Annotated in this window: 23 protein-coding genes and 1 tRNA gene; 8 read left to right on the top strand and 16 right to left on the bottom strand. The window is 45.0% G+C overall.

What is annotated here, in order from left to right; genetic code table 11:
- The first annotated feature begins 227 nt into the window (after window positions 1-227).
- The gene (locus ACOJS8_RS23545) at window positions 228-620 is read left to right on the top strand and encodes a barstar family protein (protein ID WP_420151008.1); all 393 of its coding nucleotides are present in this window, start codon (window positions 228-230) and stop codon (window positions 618-620) included.
- A gap of 246 nt (window positions 621-866) precedes the next feature.
- Here the strand turns inward: ACOJS8_RS23545 and ACOJS8_RS23540 are convergent, their stop codons facing one another.
- Window positions 867-2,003, bottom strand: coding sequence for an SdrD B-like domain-containing protein (locus ACOJS8_RS23540; RefSeq protein ID WP_420151007.1), 1,137 nt, complete (start codon window positions 2,001-2,003; stop codon window positions 867-869).
- A 274-nt stretch (window positions 2,004-2,277) separates the two neighbouring features.
- On the opposite strand from ACOJS8_RS23540, the gene ACOJS8_RS23535 reads away from it, so the two are divergent.
- On the top strand, window positions 2,278-4,008 hold the full coding sequence (locus tag ACOJS8_RS23535; RefSeq protein WP_420151006.1) for an erythromycin esterase family protein: 1,731 nt from the start codon (window positions 2,278-2,280) through the stop codon (window positions 4,006-4,008).
- A 42-nt stretch (window positions 4,009-4,050) separates the two neighbouring features.
- A complete protein-coding gene (locus ACOJS8_RS23530) occupies window positions 4,051-4,695 on the top strand; it encodes a DUF3575 domain-containing protein (protein ID WP_420151005.1) in 645 nt (214 codons plus the stop codon).
- A gap of 28 nt (window positions 4,696-4,723) precedes the next feature.
- On the opposite strand, the gene ACOJS8_RS23525 is transcribed toward ACOJS8_RS23530, so the two are convergent.
- The 6 genes from ACOJS8_RS23525 to ACOJS8_RS23500 all read right to left on the bottom strand — a co-directional run bounded on the left by ACOJS8_RS23525 (window position 4,724) and on the right by ACOJS8_RS23500 (window position 9,773).
- On the bottom strand, window positions 4,724-6,043 hold the full coding sequence (locus ACOJS8_RS23525) for a serine hydrolase domain-containing protein (RefSeq protein WP_420151004.1): 1,320 nt from the start codon (window positions 6,041-6,043) through the stop codon (window positions 4,724-4,726).
- A gap of 100 nt (window positions 6,044-6,143) precedes the next feature.
- On the bottom strand, window positions 6,144-7,448 hold the full coding sequence (locus tag ACOJS8_RS23520; RefSeq protein ID WP_420151003.1) for a serine hydrolase: 1,305 nt from the start codon (window positions 7,446-7,448) through the stop codon (window positions 6,144-6,146).
- A gap of 142 nt (window positions 7,449-7,590) precedes the next feature.
- The gene (locus ACOJS8_RS23515) at window positions 7,591-8,214 is read right to left on the bottom strand and encodes a YceI family protein (RefSeq protein WP_420151002.1); all 624 of its coding nucleotides are present in this window, start codon (window positions 8,212-8,214) and stop codon (window positions 7,591-7,593) included.
- A 178-nt stretch (window positions 8,215-8,392) separates the two neighbouring features.
- Window positions 8,393-8,776 (bottom strand): DUF3037 domain-containing protein, encoded by a 384-nt coding sequence (locus ACOJS8_RS23510; protein ID WP_420151001.1) that lies wholly within the window; start codon window positions 8,774-8,776, stop codon window positions 8,393-8,395.
- Window positions 8,754-9,548 carry a HipA family kinase gene (locus ACOJS8_RS23505; protein WP_420151000.1) on the bottom strand — a complete coding sequence of 265 codons (795 nt, stop codon included), beginning with the start codon at window positions 9,546-9,548 and terminating at the stop codon, window positions 8,754-8,756. Before ACOJS8_RS23505 ends, ACOJS8_RS23510 begins: the two co-directional genes overlap by 23 nt.
- Before the next feature lie 87 nt (window positions 9,549-9,635).
- Entirely contained in the window at window positions 9,636-9,773 is a 138-nt protein-coding gene (locus ACOJS8_RS23500; protein ID WP_420150999.1) for a hypothetical protein, read from the bottom strand.
- Between the two features lie 58 nt (window positions 9,774-9,831).
- On the opposite strand from ACOJS8_RS23500, the gene ACOJS8_RS23495 reads away from it, so the two are divergent.
- Together ACOJS8_RS23495 and ACOJS8_RS23490 are read left to right on the top strand one after the other, a co-directional pair.
- A complete protein-coding gene (locus ACOJS8_RS23495) occupies window positions 9,832-9,966 on the top strand; it encodes a hypothetical protein (RefSeq protein WP_420150998.1) in 135 nt (44 codons plus the stop codon).
- A 33-nt stretch (window positions 9,967-9,999) separates the two neighbouring features.
- Window positions 10,000-10,320, top strand: a complete 321-nt coding sequence (locus ACOJS8_RS23490) for a hypothetical protein (protein ID WP_420150997.1) — start codon at window positions 10,000-10,002, stop codon at window positions 10,318-10,320.
- 141 nt (window positions 10,321-10,461) lie between these two features.
- On the opposite strand, the gene ACOJS8_RS23485 is transcribed toward ACOJS8_RS23490, so the two are convergent.
- Window positions 10,462-10,989, bottom strand: a complete 528-nt coding sequence (locus tag ACOJS8_RS23485) for a hypothetical protein (protein ID WP_420150996.1) — start codon at window positions 10,987-10,989, stop codon at window positions 10,462-10,464.
- A gap of 363 nt (window positions 10,990-11,352) precedes the next feature.
- Here ACOJS8_RS23485 and ACOJS8_RS23480 point away from each other — a divergent pair, with 363 nt between their 5' ends.
- Window positions 11,353-11,643 (top strand): metalloregulator ArsR/SmtB family transcription factor, encoded by a 291-nt coding sequence (locus ACOJS8_RS23480; protein WP_420150995.1) that lies wholly within the window; start codon window positions 11,353-11,355, stop codon window positions 11,641-11,643.
- A 396-nt stretch (window positions 11,644-12,039) separates the two neighbouring features.
- Here ACOJS8_RS23480 and ACOJS8_RS23475 read toward each other — a convergent pair whose 3' ends face one another.
- Complete coding sequence (locus tag ACOJS8_RS23475; RefSeq protein WP_420150994.1) at window positions 12,040-12,276, bottom strand: hypothetical protein; 237 nt, start codon at window positions 12,274-12,276, stop codon at window positions 12,040-12,042.
- 359 nt (window positions 12,277-12,635) lie between these two features.
- On the opposite strand from ACOJS8_RS23475, the gene ACOJS8_RS23470 reads away from it, so the two are divergent.
- Complete coding sequence (locus ACOJS8_RS23470; protein WP_420150993.1) at window positions 12,636-13,049, top strand: nuclear transport factor 2 family protein; 414 nt, start codon at window positions 12,636-12,638, stop codon at window positions 13,047-13,049.
- Between the two features lie 88 nt (window positions 13,050-13,137).
- Here ACOJS8_RS23470 and ACOJS8_RS23465 read toward each other — a convergent pair whose 3' ends face one another.
- From ACOJS8_RS23465 to ACOJS8_RS23440, 6 genes are all read right to left on the bottom strand, one after another.
- Entirely contained in the window at window positions 13,138-14,175 is a 1,038-nt protein-coding gene (locus ACOJS8_RS23465; protein WP_420150992.1) for an acyltransferase family protein, read from the bottom strand.
- A gap of 261 nt (window positions 14,176-14,436) precedes the next feature.
- The gene (locus ACOJS8_RS23460; RefSeq protein WP_420150991.1) at window positions 14,437-17,505 is read right to left on the bottom strand and encodes a hypothetical protein; all 3,069 of its coding nucleotides are present in this window, start codon (window positions 17,503-17,505) and stop codon (window positions 14,437-14,439) included.
- Window positions 17,506-17,916: 411 nt separating this feature from the next.
- Window positions 17,917-18,408, bottom strand: a complete 492-nt coding sequence (locus tag ACOJS8_RS23455; protein WP_420150990.1) for a hypothetical protein — start codon at window positions 18,406-18,408, stop codon at window positions 17,917-17,919.
- Between the two features lie 69 nt (window positions 18,409-18,477).
- Window positions 18,478-18,831 carry a hypothetical protein gene (locus ACOJS8_RS23450; protein WP_420150989.1) on the bottom strand — a complete coding sequence of 118 codons (354 nt, stop codon included), beginning with the start codon at window positions 18,829-18,831 and terminating at the stop codon, window positions 18,478-18,480.
- Between the two features lie 371 nt (window positions 18,832-19,202).
- Window positions 19,203-19,289 (bottom strand) — tRNA-Ser (locus ACOJS8_RS23445).
- A gap of 798 nt (window positions 19,290-20,087) precedes the next feature.
- On the bottom strand, window positions 20,088-20,330 hold the full coding sequence (locus tag ACOJS8_RS23440; RefSeq protein WP_420150988.1) for a hypothetical protein: 243 nt from the start codon (window positions 20,328-20,330) through the stop codon (window positions 20,088-20,090).
- Window positions 20,331-20,984: 654 nt separating this feature from the next.
- Here ACOJS8_RS23440 and ACOJS8_RS23435 point away from each other — a divergent pair.
- Complete coding sequence (locus tag ACOJS8_RS23435) at window positions 20,985-21,176, top strand: hypothetical protein (protein WP_420150987.1); 192 nt, start codon at window positions 20,985-20,987, stop codon at window positions 21,174-21,176.
- A 1,234-nt stretch (window positions 21,177-22,410) separates the two neighbouring features.
- On the opposite strand, the gene ACOJS8_RS23430 is transcribed toward ACOJS8_RS23435, so the two are convergent.
- Window positions 22,411-22,626 carry a hypothetical protein gene (locus tag ACOJS8_RS23430; RefSeq protein ID WP_420150986.1) on the bottom strand — a complete coding sequence of 72 codons (216 nt, stop codon included), beginning with the start codon at window positions 22,624-22,626 and terminating at the stop codon, window positions 22,411-22,413.
- Window positions 22,627-22,741: the final 115 nt, after the last annotated feature.

Here is a 22,741-nt window from a genome sequence, read left to right as displayed (position 1 = left end):
AGCAGCTGATTTCTACAACGATAGACGCTGATTGGGAGATTCCAGCCTCAGTATTCAGGTTATAACACATACTTCCAAGTGCGAGGGGCACGTAGAACGCATACCTTCATCTGGCAGTTGATCACCATCAAAAATAAACAGAGACTACGGGGTTTATATGCTATAAAAACGGTTCCTTCCTGAGATGAAAAAGGATTCAGCCTGAGACTTACTTACCGACCTGAACAATGAGCAAACTAATTGAAATTAACGGAAACGCTGTAAACGACATTGCCTCCTTTTATGAGGAGATCAACCGGGTGTTTATGAAAGGAGAAAGCTGGAGGATCGGCCCTAGCCTCGACGCGTTTAATGATTTACTTTATGGGAGCTACGGGGCCCTTCAGGACGCCCAATCGGTTGACCTTGTCTGGCACCATATGGAGCATAGCCGGAAGGCGTTGGGCTATCAAACAACCCGCGCTTACTATCTGGAAAAGCTGGTGTCTGGCTCGCCCTACAATAAAAGCCTGTTTGCAGAAAAGCTAAAAGCGCTGGAGAGGGGCACCGGGGAAACGTATTTTGACAATATTATGGCCATTCTTGCCGAGCACCCAACCATTAGGGTAATTAGTGGGTGAAGTTTCTTGCAGGAAACAGATTTTCGAGTTCGTTATATTTTCGAGTTCGTTGAAAGATATCGATTAGGCCTTTTCATCAGGGGGAGTATTATCATTGAAGATTATTTCTTGGTACGTAAGCAAGTCTGTTGTACAAGGCACTTTTGCCGCAATGTGTTGACTATTATACCAAAGAAAAGAGCCAGAACGAATCCGGCTCTTTTCTTTGGTGTCATAAAATTGACTAATGAAATTTTACAATTACCGCTATCTTTTTATGTACACTTTTTGGCGTTCGGTATTTCCGTTTTCCAGCGAAATGCTTAGAATGTAAAGTCCCTCCGGCAAACTTTTAACCTCAATTCCAGCGGCCAGCGTAGACGGCTTCTCAACCAGTACCACACGTCCCGATAAATCAAGGATTTGGGCTCCAATAATATTAAATCCAGATGAGTTTTTAATAAATATCTGATCGGATGCCGGATTAGGATACGACACTATGTGAACTTTCTTTGCCTTTTCAAAAGCAACCGCTTTGATCGAACTGTAGGCAAAGGTTCCGTCTATGTCAACCATTCTGAGTCGGTAGTAATTGGTGCCCGCATAAGGCCCGTTGTCAACATACTGATAGTTGGCAAGCCCTGTATGATTTCCCTTAGCATGAACGTTGGCAACGTCAACCCAGGATTTTGCATCAGCACTTTTTTGAACCTCGAAATAACTGCTGTTCAGTTCCTCGGTTGTTTCCCAGGTTAGAATGGCCAGGTTATCCCCTTCTTTGGTAATCTCGAACCTGGTGAGCTTCACGGGCAAAGGCCCCTCTGGTTCCTTTATAAACATACCCGCATCAATAGTATTGTTTACCTCTCCGTCATTTAGGTATATAACGTGACTATACCCTGATGCTCCGGCATCGCTATCGAAGAAATCCTGAAAGGACGGCCTGGGCGCATCCACCGGGCTGAAGGTATAACCTATAGGCAAATAAAACCTTATCCGAAAGATATATGGACTTAAGCCGCCAAATGAATAGTTTCCATTGCTGTCGGTAAATTTTACAGTTGTTGGCAGCATGGGCGTAGAAGGAGTAGACCAGTTCGCTGGGTCTGCCAGTTGTGACGGCGTGGGTGAGGGCGGGCCAATATAGAATTCCAGGTCGACTTGCACGCCAGCTATACCTGCCTCTCCAGGATCCTGTAAACCATTCTCATTGGTATCATTCCACACCCTGTCGCCAATTGTACCAGGGTTTTGAGCCCATGCGGAATTTGGTCCGGTAAGGAGTGACAACAACAGTAGCAATGCGCTGAAAGAGAGAGGCTTTATGCACATTTTTGTTGCAGACACAAACGACACAGCGAAGAATTGGGCGTTGTGGATTATTTTGGTAAAAGATTTCTTCATATTCTAAAATTTGATAAAGATGAGCCTCATCGAAAACTTCGACCACTATGAGACGACAGGTATGGTTGATTGTCATCAAAATTTTATTCTTTTTATCGTATAATTGGCTGCAACGACCAATGTGGTACTAAAAATGATTCCTACTCATCTGTTGAGTTAGCCAGTTAATGCAGAACGCCAGCAGTCGATGGGTCAACCGTCTGAGGAGTATCTCGCCATCACTACGTTATAAAATCAAACGCATCCGCTCTTATTGACAAAATTGTTCCACGCCATGCTCCATCTGTTATACCGGGTCATTCTACTCAGTAGCCTTCCTGGTCTACCCCTTCAATGGGTATTCGCTCAGCAACCCTCGCTGGCCCCTGCACAATCGGAAGCCCAACGGCTTGAACAGGGAAAACCAGTGGCTAGTAACCTGAGGACTGGTCAGAAGCATACCTACCAGCTTAAACATTTTCAGGGCGTTACGCTCAATCAGCGGGGCATCGACGTAGTGGTACGGCTATTCGGACCGAATGAATCTAACGTGTTCGAGGTCGATTCGCCAAACGGCGACCAGGGCGACGAGCCTATTGCATTTCAAGCCAAAAGCACCGCAACGTATCGACTTGAGATTAGTTCGCTTGAAAAAGACGCTCAGCCAGGGCGTTATGAAATCAAAAATGACGAAATGCTTTCGGCGCAAACCTATGCTGTTCAGGCGGCTCAGCCACTTCGCAAACAGCAGGCAGTAATCGGCTGGTTGAAGGAGAATGCTATTCCGTTAAAAACGGTTGAGGCAGGCAGTGATTTTGCGGATTTGCAGCCACTCAAACAAACACTTGAGAATATTCGCTACATTGGTCTGGGCGAAGCAACGCACGGCACCCGCGAATTTTTTCAGGTCAAACACCGGCTGCTCGAATTTCTGGTGCGCGAAATGAATTACCGCGTGTTTGCAATCGAAGGCAGTTATGCCGCTCTGCAACTCATCAACGACTACGTAACGGGTAAGATGGACGATGGCGCAAAAGCCCTCGACAGTCAGGGATTCTGGACCTGGAACACCGAAGAAATCCGAGCAATGATGGACTGGGCGCGGCAGTATAATACGAGCGTTTCGCCGGATCAGCGCGTAAAATTCGTTGGATTCGATATTCAGTTCAATCAGCCCGGTAAAGACAAATTACTGGATTACCTCAGTCGGGTAGTTCCGGAACGACTTGACTCAACCAGAGCCTTTTTCAGAACAAATCTCGACTCGCTTAATTCTGTACTGAGTACGCCCGAGCAGCAGAAAATCATGCAGGAGACGCTCAGAAATTTACAGATCAGGTATAACGACCTGTACTCTTTTCTGGAGTTAAACAGCCCACTACTCGTCTTGAAATCCAGTCAGGCCGAGTACGATCAGATGCGTGAATATAGCCGCGTATTAATGCAGTACGTAGATTCCTACAGTCGTCAGACGTCGGTTGGTGTATCTGCCCGGGACGTGTACATGGCCGACAATTTCCGGCGACTGATGGATCGCGAACCGCCTGGAACAAAAGCGGTTATCTGGGCGCACAATGGCCATATTGCTACGGACAATGCTGGTTTTTTCATGCCAACTGGCGCCTACTTACGACAGTTTTACGGTGATGCTTACTACGCGCTTGGCTTTAGCTTCAACCAAGGTTCGTTTCAGGCAAGGGAGGCTCAACCCAAAGATCCCGCCAACCGAATGCTTATGGCTTTCACGTCGAAGCCCGCGCCAGAAGGTTCGATAGACTGGTATCTGGCACAAACGGGTCTAAAAAACTTCATCGTTGATCTTCGCTCAACAAAAAAGAATGCCGACATCAACAACTGGCTTACAAAACCCGCCCCAATGCGTAGTATTGGTTCAATTTATACCACTGGTGCAGAACCGTTTTTTTTCCAGTCAGTCGTTATCGGTCGGCGTTTCGACGGACTTTTGTTTATCGATTCCACCACGCGCGCACGACCCAATCCATCGGTCAGAAACGTAGCACGCTGATACGTAACAACTATTCACACGAATAGCCTTAAACCCGAATTAATGTCACTACGTAACGGCCTGATTTGTGCGCAGAGCGCTGCTGCCAGAGGTGCCCTCCCAGCGATTATTATACTCACCATTATGTTATCAGGTTCTGGCTACGCACAGGACACAACCCGACCATGGCGTCGTCCGAACGTACTGAAAACAAATCTTCTGGCACCAATTTCTGTATTTTATGAACGAGCTTTGTCTCGGCAATTTGCGATTCAGACCAGTTTTCGCTGGTGGGGATTCGGTGGCGCCGACGATGAACATTTTGTGAATGCCACCGTTGAAGGGCGGTTCTATTTTGACAAACTCGCCAGTATAATGGAACTAGCTCATCCCACAGGCTTTTACATCAGTCCGTACCTAAAAGCCCGATCGCTACGCTACGTCAACAAAATCGGAACCGGCCCCGGCAATCCCCCTGCTCTGGACGAGGTCAAAATCCGATCAATTGGTTTTGGATTAACCTTTGGATATCAGTGGGTTTTCAAGCGAGGGCTTGTACTGGACGCATTCTTTGGCGGAGGAGGAATGCCCCCCGCCCTGAGTCATTACCAACATACCATGCGATACAGCCCTGTTACGTCGGAGGTTGGCTACGACTACCGCAGCATGGACCTTCGCGCTGGTGTAAATCTGGGTTATGCCTTTTGATTGCGTTTGTCTGATAATACGTTGTCAACTAATCGTCCAGCGCCTGATAAACCAGCACGTCAAATTTCTTGTCAAGCTCCCCACCGTAGGTAGTGCCTAACATTTGTTTCATCAGCACCACGCAGATTTTTTCTTTGGGATCGGCAAAATAATGCGTGCTAAACGCGCCACCCCACGAAAACGTACCAATACTGTTGAGATCATGCGAATGGCCTTTTTCGTTAATCACTTCGAATCCTAAACTGAAATAGCTGTTCGGATTCGGAAACAACGTACCGGTTTGGTTTGTGTTCGTAAACAGCTCTACGCCTTTCTGGCTTAGAAATCGTTTGCCGTTATAAACGCCATTATTGAGCAGCATTTGCAGAAAAATTGCGTAGTCATATGCTGTGCTGGAGAGTCCGCCCCCACCCGAGAAATACGCTTTCGCGCCCCTGACGGGATAATCAGGATCAGCCGCCAACCCTCGATTCGCTCCCAGCTTTACTAGTTTTTTCTCTTCCTTATTTTCCGAATAGAGTGGCACCAGCCGATCTTTTTTCGAGTCAGGCAAATAAAAATACGTATCCTTCATACCCAGCGGTCCGAAAATATGATTCTGGAAATACTGGTCAAGCGGCTCGCCCGATACGACCTCCACCAGATAGCCCAGTACGTCGATGCTAAGGCCATAGGTCCACTTCTCGCCGGGCTGATGGTTCAGCGGCAGTTTGGCCAATGTTTTTACTAAGTCGCCAATTTTAACATTCTGGGTTGTAAAAGCATCAATGATTCCGGCTTTTGTGTAAATGGCCCGCATTTTAGGGTCACTGGCAATTACGTTGTAATTAATTCCCGATGTGTGAGACAACAGATGACGTATTGAAATTTCCCGCTTGGCCGGCACAGTCGAATACGTACTATCTTTTTCGTTGAATTTATCGAGCACAACGGGTTTGGCAAATTCAGGGATGTACCTGCTGATAGGGTCATCGAGCATGATCTTACCTTCTTCGTGCAGCATCATGACGGCCAGCGACGTAATGGCTTTGGTCATCGACGCAATCCGAAAAATAGCATCCCTGGCCATTGGCTTATTGGCTTCCAGGTCCGACTTGCCAAACGCTTTGTAATACGCGATTTTACCGTTCCGCACCACAATGGCGGCCACTCCCGGAAAAGCTCCCTTGTCGATATAGGATTGAATCAGGCCATCAATCCGGTTAAGTCGTTCGGGATAAAAACCGACGGATTCCGGAGAAGCCGTAGTGAGTAGCGGCTGATTCTGTCTGGTATCCGTTTGAGCACGTAGTGATAAAGTCGTTACGGCCAGCAGGATAAGTGCACGTAGTAAAGGTCGAAAAAGCATAGAAGTAGGTTTTGGAGGATGTAGGGTATAGAATGCAAAATAGAAGATAATCAGCAAGCCGCCACATATCCTACACAATATATCCTACATCATACATCATTCAGTTATCGACATCCCGAACTACCGGCCGGTTGTCGTTTATACGTTTTTCGTAAGTCATCCGAAATCGGCTCAGATCGGGGACGTATCTTCGCTTACGGCTCAACTCGTATTGATAAATTGTCTGGCCGAGTTGATACATAAACGGCTGCCCGACGGTATCGAATTCGTATTTATCGTCGTTTAAAATTCCGTCGCTGTTTACATACAAAGTGGCAGCCAGCATGTATTCGACCTTATTTTTAAAATCCACTACGTAAGAAGCATCGGTCAGAAAACCGTACGCCCAGCCCACCTTATTAAATACCCGTACACGGTCGGGCATCTGGTGATGCAGGCTATCCATGAAAAAGAATTTTACGTAGGCGTCGTAGTATTGCTTAGCGTCGTATTTGGGGTAATTTGTTTCGCCTGGATACTGTGAAAGGTACTGGTACAGAAACCGATAATCGGCGGGCGTCAGGTTAAAGCGTTGCCTGTCCGGAACCGACTCTGGAAACATCACCGATTGCAGCATTTGCTGAAAGGCCTCCAGTGGCAGTTTGTTACGTTCGGTGAAATTGAACGGCTCGTGCACCAGGCTGTCGTTTCCCGTCATGTATCCTTTGCCCAGCCTGGCAACCCGCCGAAAATCGAACGGGTCCGGATTATATGCTGCGGGTTGCGCATAAAGCAACGTACCATCCTGTCGAATGAACCGGACAGGGTTCGTGTGCCGATTTTCGTCGGCCGACATCCGCACGAACCGATGCGTAATGCGCGTATCCAGGTAGCCTTTTGCGTGCAGAGATCGGTTGATTTCCTGTTGCCCAACAAACTCGTACATACGGCTGTACGCATCGTTGTCGCTCACTAAAAACGCTTTCTTAATGAAGTGCGCAATGGACGGATAGCCCGTTTCAGAGGTTTCGTCCCGCCATTCTTTCGTTTGTTTGCTGTAAGCGCTGTCGAACTGCATAGCCGTAAACTTCGTTACGTCCGGCTTTTGCATTCGGTTCAGTTTTTCCAGCGAGAGCAAAGCAAGCGGAAGTTTTACGGTTGAGGCCGGGTTGAAATAGTCGGTGCTGTCGACATGGAAATAGTAATGCGTAAACGAAGGCGTATTGTTTTTATCGCGATTTATCTGGGTGTAAATGATTTGCAGCCGGTACGTTTCCGGGTGCCGAATGACTTCCTGAAAAATCGGGCTTTGGTTCCGGGCTAATAATTTCTTTAGAAAGTCGTCTGTTCGGGCTTGTCCAGCGCCAGTTGTCACGAATAAGCATAGCGCAGACAGCGTCTTAACGAACGTAGTAAAAGGGTCCATGGCAACCAAAATACACAAGCGCCAATGGAATTGCAAGCCCTTTAGGCATGCTACGTTCTGCCTGCCATCAGCAGAAAAGCAAACGTCTGCTGGGGACGTAATAGATACATCATCAGCAGACGTCGGATAATGAGTGCGTTGGTTACTGTTTACTACCCACCAGTTTCAGGTGAATATCAATGTTGGGTTGTATTTGACTGTCGGCCGGTAAAGCTGGGTCTGCCGCATACGTAATGCCCCATTTTGTACGGTCGACTTTTAGGGTTGCGTCGACAGTCATTTGGTTATTATTCAAGTCAATTTTTGCCGGAAAACTCACGGGATTCGTTTTTCCCAGCATGGTCAGATTACCCTGTACCTGGTAATTAGCGCCTGCAACGCCTTCCGTGCCTGAGTAAGGCGTAACACTGGTAATGTCGTAAGTCAGGTTTGGGTGAATGGCCATGTTAAAGAAATCCGGGCTTTGCAAATGGTGTACCAGTAGGTGCTTGATCGAATCTGTAGGCAGATTGAAATTAACAATGGACGACACCGGAATAGTAAAGGAACCACCCGTCACTTTCCCTTCGTTAACGATTAGCTGTTCACTTTTTACGCTGATGGCTCCTTCATTGAAATAACCGGTTCGCAAGTATCCCTTCCATTCTGCCACCGATTTGGTATCGTCGAGTTTGTAACTAACGGCTGACGGCACGTTGTGATCGGTCATGCAACTCCATAGTAACGTTGAGAACGCAAATGCACTGAATAGCAATAATTTTTTCATTTGAATTTGGCTAATAAATAATTGAGAGGTTTGATAAATGATTGACTGCCGAACGGCAAAAACCTCAGCAAAAATTGATTAGAAAGGCTTTTCTCAATACGATGAACCAGCCGAACTGGTGTAAAAAATAGTTTAGTTGAGGATTTCGCGAACTGAGTTGCGTAGTCAATCTACATCATTACTGAACGAGCTGCGCTAAAAGTCGCGCAAGCGTTTGACCCGCATCGTCGCACAAGCCCGGGTGTACGGGCGATGTTTGTACAACGGTACTACGTGTTGCCGTAAGCCAGCGAAAACGTTCGGCGATGGGAAGTTTACCAATAGGCCCGCTGTCGGTATGGCCCGCACATATCCGTTCGAAAGCACCAAGTCGGGCTTTCAGTTCGTCCATATCCAGACGACTCGAAAAGGCTTGCAGTCGCCCTTCGTTCAGTGCAGTCAGCGTTTGCAGAAAACGCTGCGCCCGACAGTACACGATGATACCGACGTTGATAAACTCCTGACGTTCGACGCAGGGCACAACACGAATAACGGCGTACTCAAACAAGTGCTTTTCTGGCATCCTTAGCTGCATTAACAAAAATTTCGGAGGAGGCCAGCCGGTCCTCTAAAAACTGAGTATAGATCTGCCGTTGGGCGTCAGTCGATTCTTCGGGTAAGCCATTCATGAGCCATTCGTCCGGAACCAGCGAAACAATCGACGCGATACGTTCGGGAGTCAGTAGCCGGCGAAAATCCGTATCGACCGCATCGAGCTCCGTTGCCCGCGACAGTAATACGTGGTCTTTGATCTGGGTGAAGGGCCGTCGGCTTTGTTCTGGCCAGCCCGGCCCCGTATGATGCACATAGAGCGCGGCCCCGTGATCGATCAGCCAGAGTTCTTTATGCCACATAAGCATATTTGTGTTACGTACCGTGCGATCGACATTCATCACGAACGCATCCAGCCAGACAACCTGTGAAGCGAGCCGGGAATCAATCGTGTTGACGATGGGATCGAACGTAATAGCACCGGACAAATAATGAATACCCAGATTAAGGCCTTCGCTCGCGCGTAGCAAATCCTGAATTTCTTCGTCGGGTTCGGTTCGGCCAAAAGCAGCATCCAGATTGGCGAATACAATTTCCGGTACCTTCAGCCCGAGAGTTCGAGCAATTTCACCGGCAATCAACTCGGCAATGAGCACTTTTGTCCCCTGCCCTGCCCCACGAAACTTCAGTACGTACAGGAAATCATCGTCGGCTTCAACGAGGGCCGGCAACGAGCCACCTTCCCGCAACGGAATAACGTAGCGCGTTACGTCAACGGTTCGGAGTTCTGGCTGGATGATCAATGTCAAATTAGGTTCTGGTCTTTTACTTCCCAACTCAACTGCATTTCCGTTAAGCAGGATTTCAGCCCAAAAGTACGACATGTACCGTTATCGGCCCACACTTCCGAACGACTTACCATCGAGCAAACAGGCGTTCATTTTCAAAACCGAAGCTTCCAGTTCATCGCCAGCTTCTTCCGGGTCAACCACCCATCTGCTCAATTGAACCGAATTTGATTTTGCCAATGACTATTACATGCTACGTTCGTCTTACTAATTCGGACAACACTTACGAACAATACACATGAAAAAAGCACCATTCTTCCTCGATAAGCCGCTCGCTCTGTCAACTGCCCAGGGATGGTCCAGCCTGCTGGCCATCCTTTTGTACGTAGCGATCTTACTGGCAGGCACGCTGTTGGCAAACGCTTTTCAATAACCTAATTCACAATCCGTTCAACCGATTGATATTATGAAAGCTATTGAACTGTGTACGAACCAGCTTGAAGCCATGCACCTGTTTTACATTCGCCGGTTAGGATTACCGTTACTGACTCATTCGGCAACCCATTTCACCATACTAATTGGCTGGACAATGCTGACTTTTCGTCAGACCAACGAATCAACAGCACCCAATCGACTCACAATCAACGTATCAATCAATTTACTTGATGTACTCAGCCATTACGTATGCACGGCGACGAATGTAGATCAACAGGCTATGCCCGAGAAACGCGCTCGCTACGTTCATGATCCTGTCGGTAATCTTCTGGAGTTAAGAGCCAGTGCTTAACCCCGTTTTAAACTGGTTTTATTGGCAGGATAAAGTAAGGATTTTTGCAAAATCGACAGCCCTTGCTTAGCCCAAACTCATGATGGCGCACACTCATACGTAAAGGTCGAGTATTTGTTTACCAGAGCCTGTTACAGGACGTTATCTCCAGCTTCGTATCTGACGAACGAAGCCTGCCACTAACATAACTCCTAATAAAGCCACCCAAAGCCAGACAATGTCAAGTATAACCGTAAGTATTCGTCCGGCGAATGAATAATTCTGCTGTATATAGCTGTACAGGTGGGGAAGAAAAAACCGAAAAACGGATGGAGCTACAAATAGTCCTAGAGCAGGCATAATTGTGTAGCGTTTTTTTATAGGAGAAGGCGTCGTAAGTCTTAATCCATAACTTGATGCAGTGGACAACCATCGCTTTTTAAGAAGCTGTGGTTGTCTACCCCTTGCAGATTTCGTTTGATGATGCAACCATCTGGCCAGCTTCCCGATCAACGTAGCACTTAAAAAACCCAATCCTACACAAAGCACGTCCAGGCCAATGACCAACAATATACCCAGCACAGGATGATTCAGGCGCCAATAGTCGTAGGTCGAAAAGTGCCCAACTCGCATGAGCATAGGAATGACTATTAGCCCTGGAATAAGGGCAATAATGATTAAGTTTTTCATAATAGGGATAAAGCGACAAAGTCATTTGTTACCAAAAATAAATAACAGTAAATAAATGACAATACTCAGAAGATAATATTTGTGAAAAAGCCTATCGAATGGTTTTCGTTTTCACATCCTGAGAGCTGTACTCCTTGGAGATCGAGTAAGCAAAGCCCAGCCCCTTATACATTGTAAAGTATTCTAGAATAGAATGTCAGCTGGTAAGAACCCCAAGCAACCGTAATTCATTTTTGTAGACATAAAATAGACAATACTTACCATTTAGTAAATAAAATAATCAAAATTTCAAAAAATATAAATTTCCTTCACCATTTAGGATTTTATATAGTTAATTTATCAAAACCTCTCTATTAGACAAAAATGATCGATCAAAACGTTGAGCAAGCCGCTGAGCTGCTCAAAACAATTGCCCATCCACTACGTCTTCGGATTCTTCTGACTCTGCTTGAGAAATCCACTTTAAATGTATCGCCATTACAGGAGCATCTCCGGACCGATCAGTCGCTCTTATCTCAACATCTGACTAAGATGAAAAATAGAGGCATACTGGTCAGCAGGCGACAAGGCCATGAGATCTATTATTCCCTGGCTGATCCGTCCCTGATTGATGAGATTAAGCAGCTACTGAACAGAATCGGGTCTACCGACTAAAGGCACTATCAGGCAAACAGATGGCACAAAGCCATCTGACCGAGAATCGGACGGGCGCTGGTTTTTATAGTATTTAGAAGCCGTATTTCATTCTATGGCGGTGATGGTCTAATCGCCCGAAGATTGGCTGGAGCGAAGTTATAAAGCCTGGGTACTAATCACAGTGAGCTAATCAATGGAGACGAAACGGCGGAATTTTACCTGCTAAAACCTGACAGTGAAGCAACTGGATTGTACTTATTGGGAGCTAGTTTCGAGCTCGCCGATCTTACCGCTATGGCAAACACATCGCTCCTGCCAGTCATTTCTGGAAGTTAGTGGACGTAGCGGCTCGCCGGACTAATAAATCGCCGGGAGCATCAAACGCTTCGCAAACGGGTCAGCGTACCGACCGTATTATTCGGTTAACAGTTCGAAAGAAGTTGCGTGTACAGGATATGACGACGTATCATCATAAATGGGCGTGGGGTATCGCTTATTTGGCAACAGTGTGACCAGGTGTCGAATGAACCAGATCACTAACCCTACTCCCAGGACGATGAACAAGAGATTCACCGCCATCAGAAGGACTAGCAGAATAAACGGAACCAGCAAATAGCGGTAGGCACGCACGTTGGTAGAAGAAGGCATCATATGGGTGTGGTTTACGTTCAAATATACAAAATGTTCCTAATGAACAGCTATACTTATAAAAAATAAATGATTAGTGCATTTTCTTTTAATTAATAGAGAATTAGTTGAAAGACAGATTTACTTCAGTCCTCTACAATCGACGTAACGAATATGAAACGCCGGCTCAGGCTGATTGGGGTTTTACGTACGACAATCTACACGTTAGCTCGTCAAAACTCGGTGGTCATTTATCAAACGTCACACATAGGCGGCTAAATAATCGTTTATTCGTACGTATAGATTAGCAAAAAGCTGCCTGTATTTTTTCTCAGATCAAATGACGACGTAACGATCTTTTTAAATTAACAGCTGTGTTTACTATGAAACGAATCCTCTTTTTAACCTTCCTGCTGGCAAGCCTACGAGCCTTTAGTCAGTCGCCTACCGAATCTCAGATAAGCGTATTATCCAAGAAAAAATTTGACTGGATGAGGTCACCCAATTCCGGTCAGTTAGCTTCCCTAATGGATAATAACGTGATACTCCAACTGGCAAATGGCAAAACACAAACCAAAAACGAATTCCTTGATGAGTTGAGAAGTAAACGTTTTGTTGTCAACAGCATCACGATAAGCGAGTCTTTAGTTCACGTTTTTGGTGAAACGGCTATTGTAACCGGGAAACTCGTTGCCACAGTGACCGCTAATAACAAAAATTCTACAATCAATAAAGCTTATACGGAAGTCTATACGCGGCAAAGCGGTCAGTGGAAAATGGTCTTGTTCAGCATTTAGCCCATTGCTCAACAAAGCGATGTTAGTAAAGCGGTTTTATTGAAAAAGTTCGGTTTGTATTGAACCGGGCTTTTTGCTGGACTGTAATTCATACAGCCAAGACCTGCCTTTGTCGTTGCGATTTCTCCCAACGTAGTATCGGCTTCTCGATTAGGCGCCGAATCAGTGCGGATACCAGAAGCAAAAAGAATATATCCAGTGTAATGATCTCCCAACTCTCCAGTTCTTCATTTAACCAGGCCAGCGTCTGTCGTACAGCAAAATCAACCGGGTTATGAGCTAGAAAAATTGAATACGAGATTGACCCCAGAAACAGCGTTGTTTCATTGACGATCCCGCTGATATTCTCAAAGACATAGAGTAGAAATACGCCAAAGCAGATCGCCAGCAGAATGGCATACATCCCCGTCCCAAAAAATCGGGGCCTTTCCCCCATCAGATGGAACAGCGACAATTGAGTCACGTAACAGCCTGCCACCAGCCCCAGTCGCATTGGCGTAGGTCGTTCAGCCTTAAGTTCGTAAAACACGATTCCGGCCAGAAATAACGGAAAGAACTCAACAAGCGTAGCAAACCGGTGAATGCGCATCGGCCAGGCCCCCATACGCTCCGCCCCAAACGCTCCGTAAATAAACAGCAGCAGCAATATAAATGCCCCAATCTGATCAATGCGCCTGAGTTGTTTGGCTAGAAGCAGCACCAGAATAACTGCGTAAAACATCAGCACAACCACCAGTATCCAGTAGACAGCATCAATATTTTTCTGCATTAAGAAGTTTTGCAACATTGTCAGATTGACTAAGTACTGTACGACAAGGGCGGTATCGGCTTCGACGGCGCAGAAAGTCAGCAACAGGATAACGTATAAAGTGACGGCAAACCAGTAAGCGGGATAGAGTCGTGCCAGGCGGCCAGTCATGAAATCCCCGGCATTGGATGTCCTCCTGGCTGTCCGGAAAATGGCGTAGCCGGAAATGATAAAAAACAGTTCAATGCCAATACTCCCAAAGTGGAACAGCGAGGAGACAAAATCGTTCTGATTCATGGTATAGCGAAAAAAAACGACTAGCAGTGCCGCAATACCTCGCAGGGCATCTAATTCAGCAATACGAAAAGGTTTTAACATGAAGGTGTGGAAGTTTACGGCTGGGGCAAGCAATCATTGCATATGAAACAATTGCTACTAAATTAAGTATAAACACCTAGACCCGCATTTAAACCTTTCCGTATTTAATCCATTTTTAATGCCAATTATTGAATAAGATCGAAACCGGGTTAAACGAACAAGTTGTTTGGGCCACTGACTCAGCCTTTATTGAAAATGTGTACGGTTGGCCGAGAACAGGTAACCTTACCGGCCGGCAGTTAAGGTTCCTGTTACGTTAAGTTATTGATAATAAAATCGCGGATCGCCAATTGAAACCCTGTGTCCGTTTCGGGTCGTACTACGTAATAATACCTCTATAGTTGCCGGTCGATTCCGATTTGCGGTGGGGTCAATATATGGCGCCTTTACGGTTACCCCGTTATACGTCATACTACAGGTAGAGGTGCTACAACTAATCGAAAAGTTACCAGGTGTACTGATGGTAAAATAGGATGGGAACGTATTGACAGCCGTTAGAAGCGTTTTCCCGTTAAAGGTTAAATTGGGTCCTCTGCGAATGCGCCAGAGCACTTTGCCCATGTTATCAAGGCCCTGAATCTGATTGTCGTTATTTGTGTCATCAGGCTCACTGCCCTCTACATACGTTAATTTGCCGATGATCCGCCAGTTTGTTTTTACCAAGTCGTTCGTAACCGGGAACGTACTGGTTCCTAGAGGTGTACCTCCCGTTTTTGGATACAATACAAACTCAACATCGCGAACAGATGGATCAAACAGGTAGACATTGGTGCGTGTCGCCCAAACGTTTGCCTTTGTATCGTTTTCGTAATTCTCTGCCGGTTCACGACGGAACCCCGCCGTGTTATCTTGTACCAGACTTGCGTATGGCAACCCTGCAAAAAGCGAAATGTACGCTGGAGCCGCTTTCGCGATGCTTAGTCCCTTAATCGGGATCGTCTGGATTTTGATCGTATTTAAACCCGTTATTTTCCGAAAGGGTGAACCGCCCCGCACGCCCTCGTCATTGTGGCCAAGGTAAAGAACACCCCCTACCGAGGTAAAGGCACCGACCTGCGCATTACCGGCCTGATCAGGCGGATTATAATAAGCCAGTTGCTGCTTATCCATAGCCGCTCCAAACTGGCCAACCATCAACCCATTTTCGTAAACGTGTGTGTATTTATTGGTCTGTGAACCTTTCCAGAACTCACCAAAGTAATTCCAGAAAATATGCCTGCCAACGACCTGAACGAAGCCGCCAGCATTGTTAACCTTGTTGCCAATGTCGAAAAAATGATTGGTCGGATACGGCCCCCTGTAATACGGGTTCGTGGAGGGCATTGTCTGCCATTTCCACGTACTAGCGCCGAATGGAATCAATCCCAGGTGATAACCATAACCCCGCGTACCGTTGCTTTTGTTGTTGGCAAAGCTCACTACGTTGTTTCCCAATTGTCCATAAGATCGGGCAACGGGCTCGCTCGCCACAGGATCGGTTCCTGTAACAGTAGGCAGCGTTGCCATTGTAACCATTTTACCCCATGTCGGATTATCGTTACCATCAAAACCCATCAGGGGCTGTCGTCGCCAGGAGATCGGTTGGTTTATGGCGCTCGTTCCGGTATTGTTCCAGAGTGAACCATCTGCCCGAAGGCTATAAGTAAGATTGGGGAATGTAATGCCTGTGTACCGGATATTGCCCCTATTTACTAGTTCGATAACCTCCAGGGTATTCCTGACCCTGGCCAGCGCGTAGGTGCGTCCGTTTGAGAGTGTTACTACGTTTAGAAGCCTGAAATACTGATTGTCTTTTGCCGCGACGACGTTCCAGAGCCAGTTTCGTTTGGGTTTCCACCAACCAGTCGAATTGTCGTTGCTCGGCGTCTTCGAATAATCGATCGCAAACTCTTCGTAATTGGCAAACGCCCGGCTCGAATCGTTCTGATCGATGCGAAATGAATAATGAAAGCCGGTAAAATCAATGTTATCAATATACTTCCTATTCGAGGCAAAATGCTGGCTTCGTGTGTTGCCCTGATCGCCGACCCAAAAGCTACCGTCGGGCTGCTCAGCGTAAAATGACCAGATAACGACGTTTTTTCCTGTAAACCGTTTCGGATTCTTAAAAATGAACTTGTTATCAAACACATCCGAACTGGTCGCGTAACCACCCTTACTGCCGAAATCGTCCAGATACGCTCCAGTGGCTCGGTTGTAATACCGAACGTTCTGATTAATGCCCGCGTCATTTACCGCAATTCGGTTATCAGATGCCAGACCAATCGCGACAGGTTCGGTTAAGCCTGACAGCGTAAGCGTTGGGCCGGTTAAAGTTCCATCCGGATTGATACTGAATTTTTTGACTGTGCCGTCGGTTATCGCCCAAAGCGTCGAATTGCCGTCGCTTTTTATTTTGCCAGGTGCTGGCATAGCGAAGGAAAACAGCGGTAGCCCTGTCAATTTGCTCGTTACGTTGATCCGGTTTCGGTCATAAAATGCCGTATAGATGTATTTATTCGTAACAGCAATTCCGCGTATGTCCGAGACAGCGGTACCGGACATATCATCCGCAATTATGCTGTTGTATGTTTCCCCATGGACCGTTTTGTAGGACTTTCCTCCGGAAAAAGTAACCTGGGCATCGTCGGATCGGCGCGTAACAACGACGAATGATTTTCGCCCCTGATTCGGATCGACCCCGGCCCAGTAAACATTTTGTTCATCTACGGCCACGGATTTCACATCAATTCCTTTTGCCATTACGTTGATGTTTACGCGAGGTCGAGAAAGGGCAAATTTCGTCTTTGATGAATTGCCTTCGTCATACCCGTTGGCGCAGTACGCATAGTTACCAGCAATCACCATATCCAGAAAGAAGCCTTCCATATGGGTGTGGCTACCGGTTGTGTTATATTGCTCGCTGTTGTTACCAATAACGCCGAGCAATTGGTACTTTACGTTATTGAACAACACCTGAGCATAATAACCGACATCTGGCGCGCTAGTCGTCAGATCATCGAGCTTCCCGTCCCACTCGAGCGTATGTGTTCCCGCCGATAGTTGTTCGTTTCCCCATAACGTACGCACCAACGTACTATCGGAGCTACGAAAGATGCCAGCCGAGGTCTTGCCTGATTCCCTGAGCGTAAATATCGCTTTTGCGGTAGCCTTGGATGCGCTCTGCGTGAGCAGTGGAACAATTGCGGTGGAGGAACCATCTGGCTTTACTAATGTCCGGCTCCGGGTTGTCTTTAAGGGAACTGTCAGCGATTGGGCACTCGCGTTGCCTAAGGTTGTTAATAACGTGAGTAGAGCAATTAGAAACGATCTTGTTAACGTACCGAACATGTTGATAGCGCACTTAGCTTAGTTAACCAAAAAAAACGTCTATGTTTCCTGATATGATACGCCAAAGGTAAGCCACTTGACGCACGCCACTCAGTCAGATACGTACCTTCATAGCCAATGGTTGAACCAGCCGATACGGTTGTACCTACTCGAATCGTACTCTAAATCATATGAACGTAGCAGGCTGTGACGAGCGAAGACAGCGCAGAGACAATTTAGTAATCATGGAATAGTCAGGCACTTATTTGCAAAGCCGCCAGCCCGTTATTCATGTTAATCATCCATGATGGCGCTTCAATTATTGCGTTTACCAGCTGGTCGTTCAGAGTTAAACCACAGGGTTTAGTCTGGAACTAATAAAAGTATAAGCCAAGAAATAGATGTTCGGGTTCGTTTGAAGGGTTGGGTCCCTTATAGCTGATTTAGCAATTCCAGATATTGTTGCTGAGCGATCCTGGGCCGAATCAGTTGATTATGGTATTTTTCCAGCAAGAGCTCATACCAGCCTAGTAATCTTGTGCGATAAGGTTCATGCCAGAATGTCATCTTTGCTTTCTTATACCGATGCTCGGTGCTACTAAGAACTTGTTCAAGTTGATGAATTCTTGACTCATTTAGCTTCGCTAGTTGTCTTACCTGATCAATAATCATTTGCCGATGGACTGCATGCCAGTCAATTGGCTGGCTCAACACCAGTTGCCATTCAGAATTATCTGACTGGTGGACTTCTGTAGCGATGTGACTACCAGAAGCTATATCTGATACAGACGAGCAATTAATTCCTCGAATCATTTCAATTATTTGAGCCTGGGAAGCCGAGTCGATTGAATCAATAAAGTGGCTAGCTACCTTGAGGGTATATTGCTCTAAAAGCTTTTCAAAAGATGAGTTATTTGTGTCCACAACTAGCGAGTTTTTAGATTTAATTAATTGAGCACACGTGCAGTAAGCTCAGTTGACCCTACACTGAGCTTACTCTGCTACGAGAGCCCGATACGTGAGTGCCATTTGGTTAAGCCTGTTAATCCGCTCGGTATGAAAAAGTAAAGTTTGGTAATCAGGCGGATTGGCCTGATCAATATCACAGAGAAATTTACTCAATTCCTCCTCCATAGTAGCCAGCAAGCCAGCTATCTCTTCTATACAGCTGTTGCGCAAGCGACTATCTGTCGATAATCTTTTTTGCTCGTTAGCTTTCTTGACGTAGTTACTTAGGGTGGTGTAGTGTTGATGAAGGCTGGCAATGGAGAATGTCCAATTGACCAGAATTCTATCAGGAGTCAGTTCGTAGGATTCGCTGACTTGTTTGAGTCGTTGGGTACCCATACTCTCTTGTTTAACGTTTTAGCTGTTTTTCAAGTCAAAGGTTAAACAAATATCCTTACAATAGTACTAATATCAGCAAAATTTGCACTCAAATAATTCAACTACAAGATAAAGTAGACTAAGAATAGAATTCATACTGGCTCACCAGTCACTCTATATCAGATACGTAATAATTCCTTCCTCAAGCTCATGAAAGTCAATTAAGGAAGGAATCACTACGTATCAGGAAAGCGTAGGCAAACCGAACGAATTGTTCGTCCTCTTACCTCAAAAGTCTTACGGTTACATCAGTACAGGCGAGTGAACGGCCAAGTGAATTTAAAAAATAAAGGGTAATGACCTGATGAATAGGTCATTACCCTTTATTTCAGCAGAGAGGAAGGGATTCGAACCCTCGATACGGTTGCCCGTATACACACTTTCCAGGCGTGCTCCTTCAACCACTCGGACACCTCTCTGTGTTGACTTGCCTTTTTATTTCGTACTACTTATACCCGGTTTTTATTCGGATTCTGGCGGACACGTACTAAAATGGAACGCGAAATACGTAAAAAGGAGGCATTTGTGCAAGTGATGTACTGTACGTAAAGAAACAACCGTGGGGATTACTTTATAATCACTGGGGCTGTTAGAACTTTTACGCTCTCCAACTAACTCCAAAATGCCAACGTTCTACAATGGCGTACGATTAAATTTCGTTAATTGCTAAACCGAATAATTAATTTATATCATTGCATAATGCCAATTTGTACAGCTTATTAGTTACAAGAACCGGCTTAGCCAAAATGTCATGGCCAAAAAATCACTTTTACCTGGGCCCTGGACGATAATATTGATCGTTGCGGGGCTGCTATTTCTATTAACCTTAAAGCTGATCTGGTCTATTGTTTAGACCAGTTTGTAGTGAAGCATTGGCTGCTGTTTTACTACTATATTCTTTCTAAGGTGGTATCCTGATACGATGTTACGTTGTCCTACGCTCACGACGTACCCAACGGATAACTCTCAACGACAACATAATGCAGAACAAGATGAGCCACATCCATCCAATATCCAGTATCGCAACCAGCATAAGCTTCGTAATCGGATAATTTAGCCGTACGTGCCAGTAGAGTCCAGAAAACACATATCGAAAAATCAGTGGAGCAAGCAACAAACCCACTATCAGAACAATAGTATATTTTTTACTCATAGATAGTACTTCACCTGGAAACGTTATTTAAAAAAGAATAAATAGCGACGGTGTATTTTTCAATCTATAATTCATTAACAACATTAAAATACGTTACTAATTCACTCTGCTTACTTTTATAATAAGCAACTCCTTTCACCATTGCTGCATGCAAGGTATGAGCTTCGTTTGAGTATATAACTGGGTTTACTAATTCTATAGCAATACTTAAACTCTTGATCAACTGTTCATATTCTAGTATTCGATCTTCAAGTATCTGTATTTGATTTTGGTGATTGTATTTTGCCTTCTGCTCCTGTTGATTCATATAAAAATATAAGAAGTTCAATTCCCGAATGATATTATTTTACGAGTTGATAAATGAGTATTTTTTCTATCAAAATTTCCCCGAAACTAGTCAACTTTTTATAAATTATAGTAGAATGTCCGATGGCTTCGTTCAGGATTTATTCAACGGTATATAGATCTTTGATAGTTGATGACTGTCTAACAGTCAGCCACTTATTTCAGCGCTAATTCATTTTGCTCTTTTTTCATTACATTAATTTTCAGTCGAAATTGCAACTCACTAACAATCATCATTGATCCCTATAATGGGTAGCAAATTAATTAACTATTTATTGCCAGATCATTAATAAATGAACATACTATTTTTTAAAAAATATGATTGTCCGAAAAAATATATAGTTTCATACCTAACCTGATTATTAGCCAGAACAAGTCGTTCTTTTAAAAATTTAGCTTTACTGATACCACACGACAGAGTAAGTAAAGGAAGTAATTACACAAACAAACGATACAAAGGTGTAATTAAAACAATCGTTTCCAGCATCAGCATATTAAGATAAATACCGTTTAATTAATTTTCGTTATTACAATACAATCTATGGTGACATATTTATTTGACGCGAGTCTAGTGAGTACAATAACCAAAAACAAAATATTAACTCGCTCGCTACAAATGAACTATATAACTACTCCTACAATTCAGGACGTGATGGATAAAGCCAAAATCTTTAAAGATCAGGGATTGAGCCAGGATGAAGCCATCAGACGAGCCATAGCCGCAATCACCTTACTGGATACTCAATCAGATACCACACATACAACTTCCGGCGTTTTCTGGCCGGCTCCGGCTTTGCGATTAAGCTAGACCTATAGGTACTTTTATTATATGTCAACTCAGCTGTTTCGTAGTGACTAGGACTGGCTTATACATTAAAGACCCAATAGAAGCCAGTTACCCAGCTATACTCGATGCATCTGCGAAGAAACGAGTGTGTAGTCGAATGCCGTCGTCGTAAGTAGATCACTATCTTCAAAGAACCTCGATCTATTGACAAAGGCTCCTTTACGTATCTTAATTAAACAGTTTGTACCTCTCCCCTATTGCTTTGCCAAACGCTGCGCGTATATAGGCGGTCGAACGAGTGAACTGTTTAGTTTTCACAAAGTATACGCTCTAGTGTAAGTGACTGACCGTTATAAAAAAACATCTAGCAACACCGCATTCACCGAATGTCCAGAAACTGCAAACCTTAATTGAGATAATTCAGATTCAATATTTTGAAGAAGAATAGCCGTTCGGAGAACCAAGTGAATGAGCAGACTTCACAGCGTGAGTATAAGTGTAGTCTGTTTGTCATTCTGACTTCTGAAACACAGCCATTTGCGGCTCAAACTACTGTGGCCGTACGCTCATATTGCCTTATCTAAGCCGATCCCGTCCGCTCCGATAGCTCCAGAAGCCTGCGTTGGCGTGGCCTTTTTCCTGACTGTGTTGCTCGCGAATTAGCCAGTCTGTTAACATACCTGCTAGCAAGATCAGCCATAGCAAACCAATACTAAAAACGATAAAAGAGGCTGGGCCCAAAAGCGAATGCGTTTGATGTAGTATGCTGGAAGGATATACTGGCCGAAGAATGGATAAGAGGGAAATCCCCCCCAAAACTGGTATTAGGGTATGGCTCTTTTTCATTACTTTATCAGATAGTCGTAAAGTAAACGTTCAGCTAGCGCTAATGTTCCTTTTCAACCAAAATAATTAACTATTCTAACATAATGAACTAACGAATATATAAACGCTGTAGATATATCTATGCCGGATAATTGCCCTGACAGATCATCCGTACGCTGTTATTTTGTGCGAAGATGGCAAAATTGTTAAGACGGGCGAAAACTTCATCATTGAGTTTTATACTGTACAGCCAGAAGAGATCATAGAAAGGTTACTAAAAAAGTTAGACGATAAAAAACCGCCCGACTAGTTTATAGTCGGGCGCTCGCTTACATTTTCTATAGGTTGGCTTGTTCGATACGACTGGATTGTCCGTTCATTACCTATAAACAGGACTTATTTAAGCGTTTTTGTGGGGTTTCAAAGACGACTATCCTTTACGAAATTGTCGGATCGTCCATAAACTTAGCATGATCCCAAACAGAACAACCCACAACCAGACAATATCCAAAACAACTGTAAGCATTGGACCACCCACGGGATGGTACACTGTTACGTTGTCGTAGATTGGCGCAAACGAATACCGAAATAAAGAAGGCGATAGTAAAAGACCTAAGGTTGGAATGATTGTATAACGCCTTTTCATTTTGGTGCAGGTAGCATTTGAAACCTTGACCCTAAATAATCTCAAAAGTCACTAACCACTTGGATATCTTTAGTATATGCACCTGTTTTGTTATAAACTGATCTAGACACTGAAA

This window comes from Spirosoma sp. (assembly GCF_048594605.1).
Taxonomy (GTDB): Bacteria; Bacteroidota; Bacteroidia; order Cytophagales; family Spirosomataceae; genus Spirosoma.
The sequence above is the reverse complement of the archived record's forward strand: the minus strand, read 5'-3'. Positions and strand labels throughout refer to the sequence as shown.

What these genes read in the sequence shown, in the direction of transcription:
- ACOJS8_RS23465 (WP_420150992.1), bottom strand. Translation starts at nt 14,175, where the DNA reads ATGTTAAAACCTTTTCGTATTGCTGAATTAGATGCCCTGCGAGGTATT.
- ACOJS8_RS23520 (WP_420151003.1), bottom strand. Translation starts at nt 7,448, where the DNA reads ATGGACCCTTTTACTACGTTCGTTAAGACGCTGTCTGCGCTATGCTTA.
- ACOJS8_RS23515 (WP_420151002.1), bottom strand. Translation starts at nt 8,214, where the DNA reads ATGAAAAAATTATTGCTATTCAGTGCATTTGCGTTCTCAACGTTACTA.
- ACOJS8_RS23545 (WP_420151008.1), top strand. Translation starts at nt 228, where the DNA reads ATGAGCAAACTAATTGAAATTAACGGAAACGCTGTAAACGACATTGCC.
- ACOJS8_RS23430 (WP_420150986.1), bottom strand. Translation starts at nt 22,626, where the DNA reads ATGAAAAGGCGTTATACAATCATTCCAACCTTAGGTCTTTTACTATCG.
- ACOJS8_RS23470 (WP_420150993.1), top strand. Translation starts at nt 12,636, where the DNA reads ATGAAACGAATCCTCTTTTTAACCTTCCTGCTGGCAAGCCTACGAGCC.
- ACOJS8_RS23450 (WP_420150989.1), bottom strand. Translation starts at nt 18,831, where the DNA reads ATGGGTACCCAACGACTCAAACAAGTCAGCGAATCCTACGAACTGACT.
- ACOJS8_RS23485 (WP_420150996.1), bottom strand. Translation starts at nt 10,989, where the DNA reads ATGAAAAACTTAATCATTATTGCCCTTATTCCAGGGCTAATAGTCATT.
- ACOJS8_RS23525 (WP_420151004.1), bottom strand. Translation starts at nt 6,043, where the DNA reads ATGCTTTTTCGACCTTTACTACGTGCACTTATCCTGCTGGCCGTAACG.
- ACOJS8_RS23535 (WP_420151006.1), top strand. Translation starts at nt 2,278, where the DNA reads ATGCTCCATCTGTTATACCGGGTCATTCTACTCAGTAGCCTTCCTGGT.
- ACOJS8_RS23510 (WP_420151001.1), bottom strand. Translation starts at nt 8,776, where the DNA reads ATGCCAGAAAAGCACTTGTTTGAGTACGCCGTTATTCGTGTTGTGCCC.
- ACOJS8_RS23440 (WP_420150988.1), bottom strand. Translation starts at nt 20,330, where the DNA reads ATGAATCAACAGGAGCAGAAGGCAAAATACAATCACCAAAATCAAATA.
- ACOJS8_RS23475 (WP_420150994.1), bottom strand. Translation starts at nt 12,276, where the DNA reads ATGATGCCTTCTTCTACCAACGTGCGTGCCTACCGCTATTTGCTGGTT.
- ACOJS8_RS23460 (WP_420150991.1), bottom strand. Translation starts at nt 17,505, where the DNA reads ATGTTCGGTACGTTAACAAGATCGTTTCTAATTGCTCTACTCACGTTA.
- ACOJS8_RS23540 (WP_420151007.1), bottom strand. Translation starts at nt 2,003, where the DNA reads ATGAAGAAATCTTTTACCAAAATAATCCACAACGCCCAATTCTTCGCT.
- ACOJS8_RS23530 (WP_420151005.1), top strand. Translation starts at nt 4,051, where the DNA reads ATGTCACTACGTAACGGCCTGATTTGTGCGCAGAGCGCTGCTGCCAGA.
- ACOJS8_RS23435 (WP_420150987.1), top strand. Translation starts at nt 20,985, where the DNA reads ATGAACTATATAACTACTCCTACAATTCAGGACGTGATGGATAAAGCC.
- ACOJS8_RS23490 (WP_420150997.1), top strand. Translation starts at nt 10,000, where the DNA reads ATGAAAGCTATTGAACTGTGTACGAACCAGCTTGAAGCCATGCACCTG.
- ACOJS8_RS23495 (WP_420150998.1), top strand. Translation starts at nt 9,832, where the DNA reads ATGAAAAAAGCACCATTCTTCCTCGATAAGCCGCTCGCTCTGTCAACT.
- ACOJS8_RS23480 (WP_420150995.1), top strand. Translation starts at nt 11,353, where the DNA reads ATGATCGATCAAAACGTTGAGCAAGCCGCTGAGCTGCTCAAAACAATT.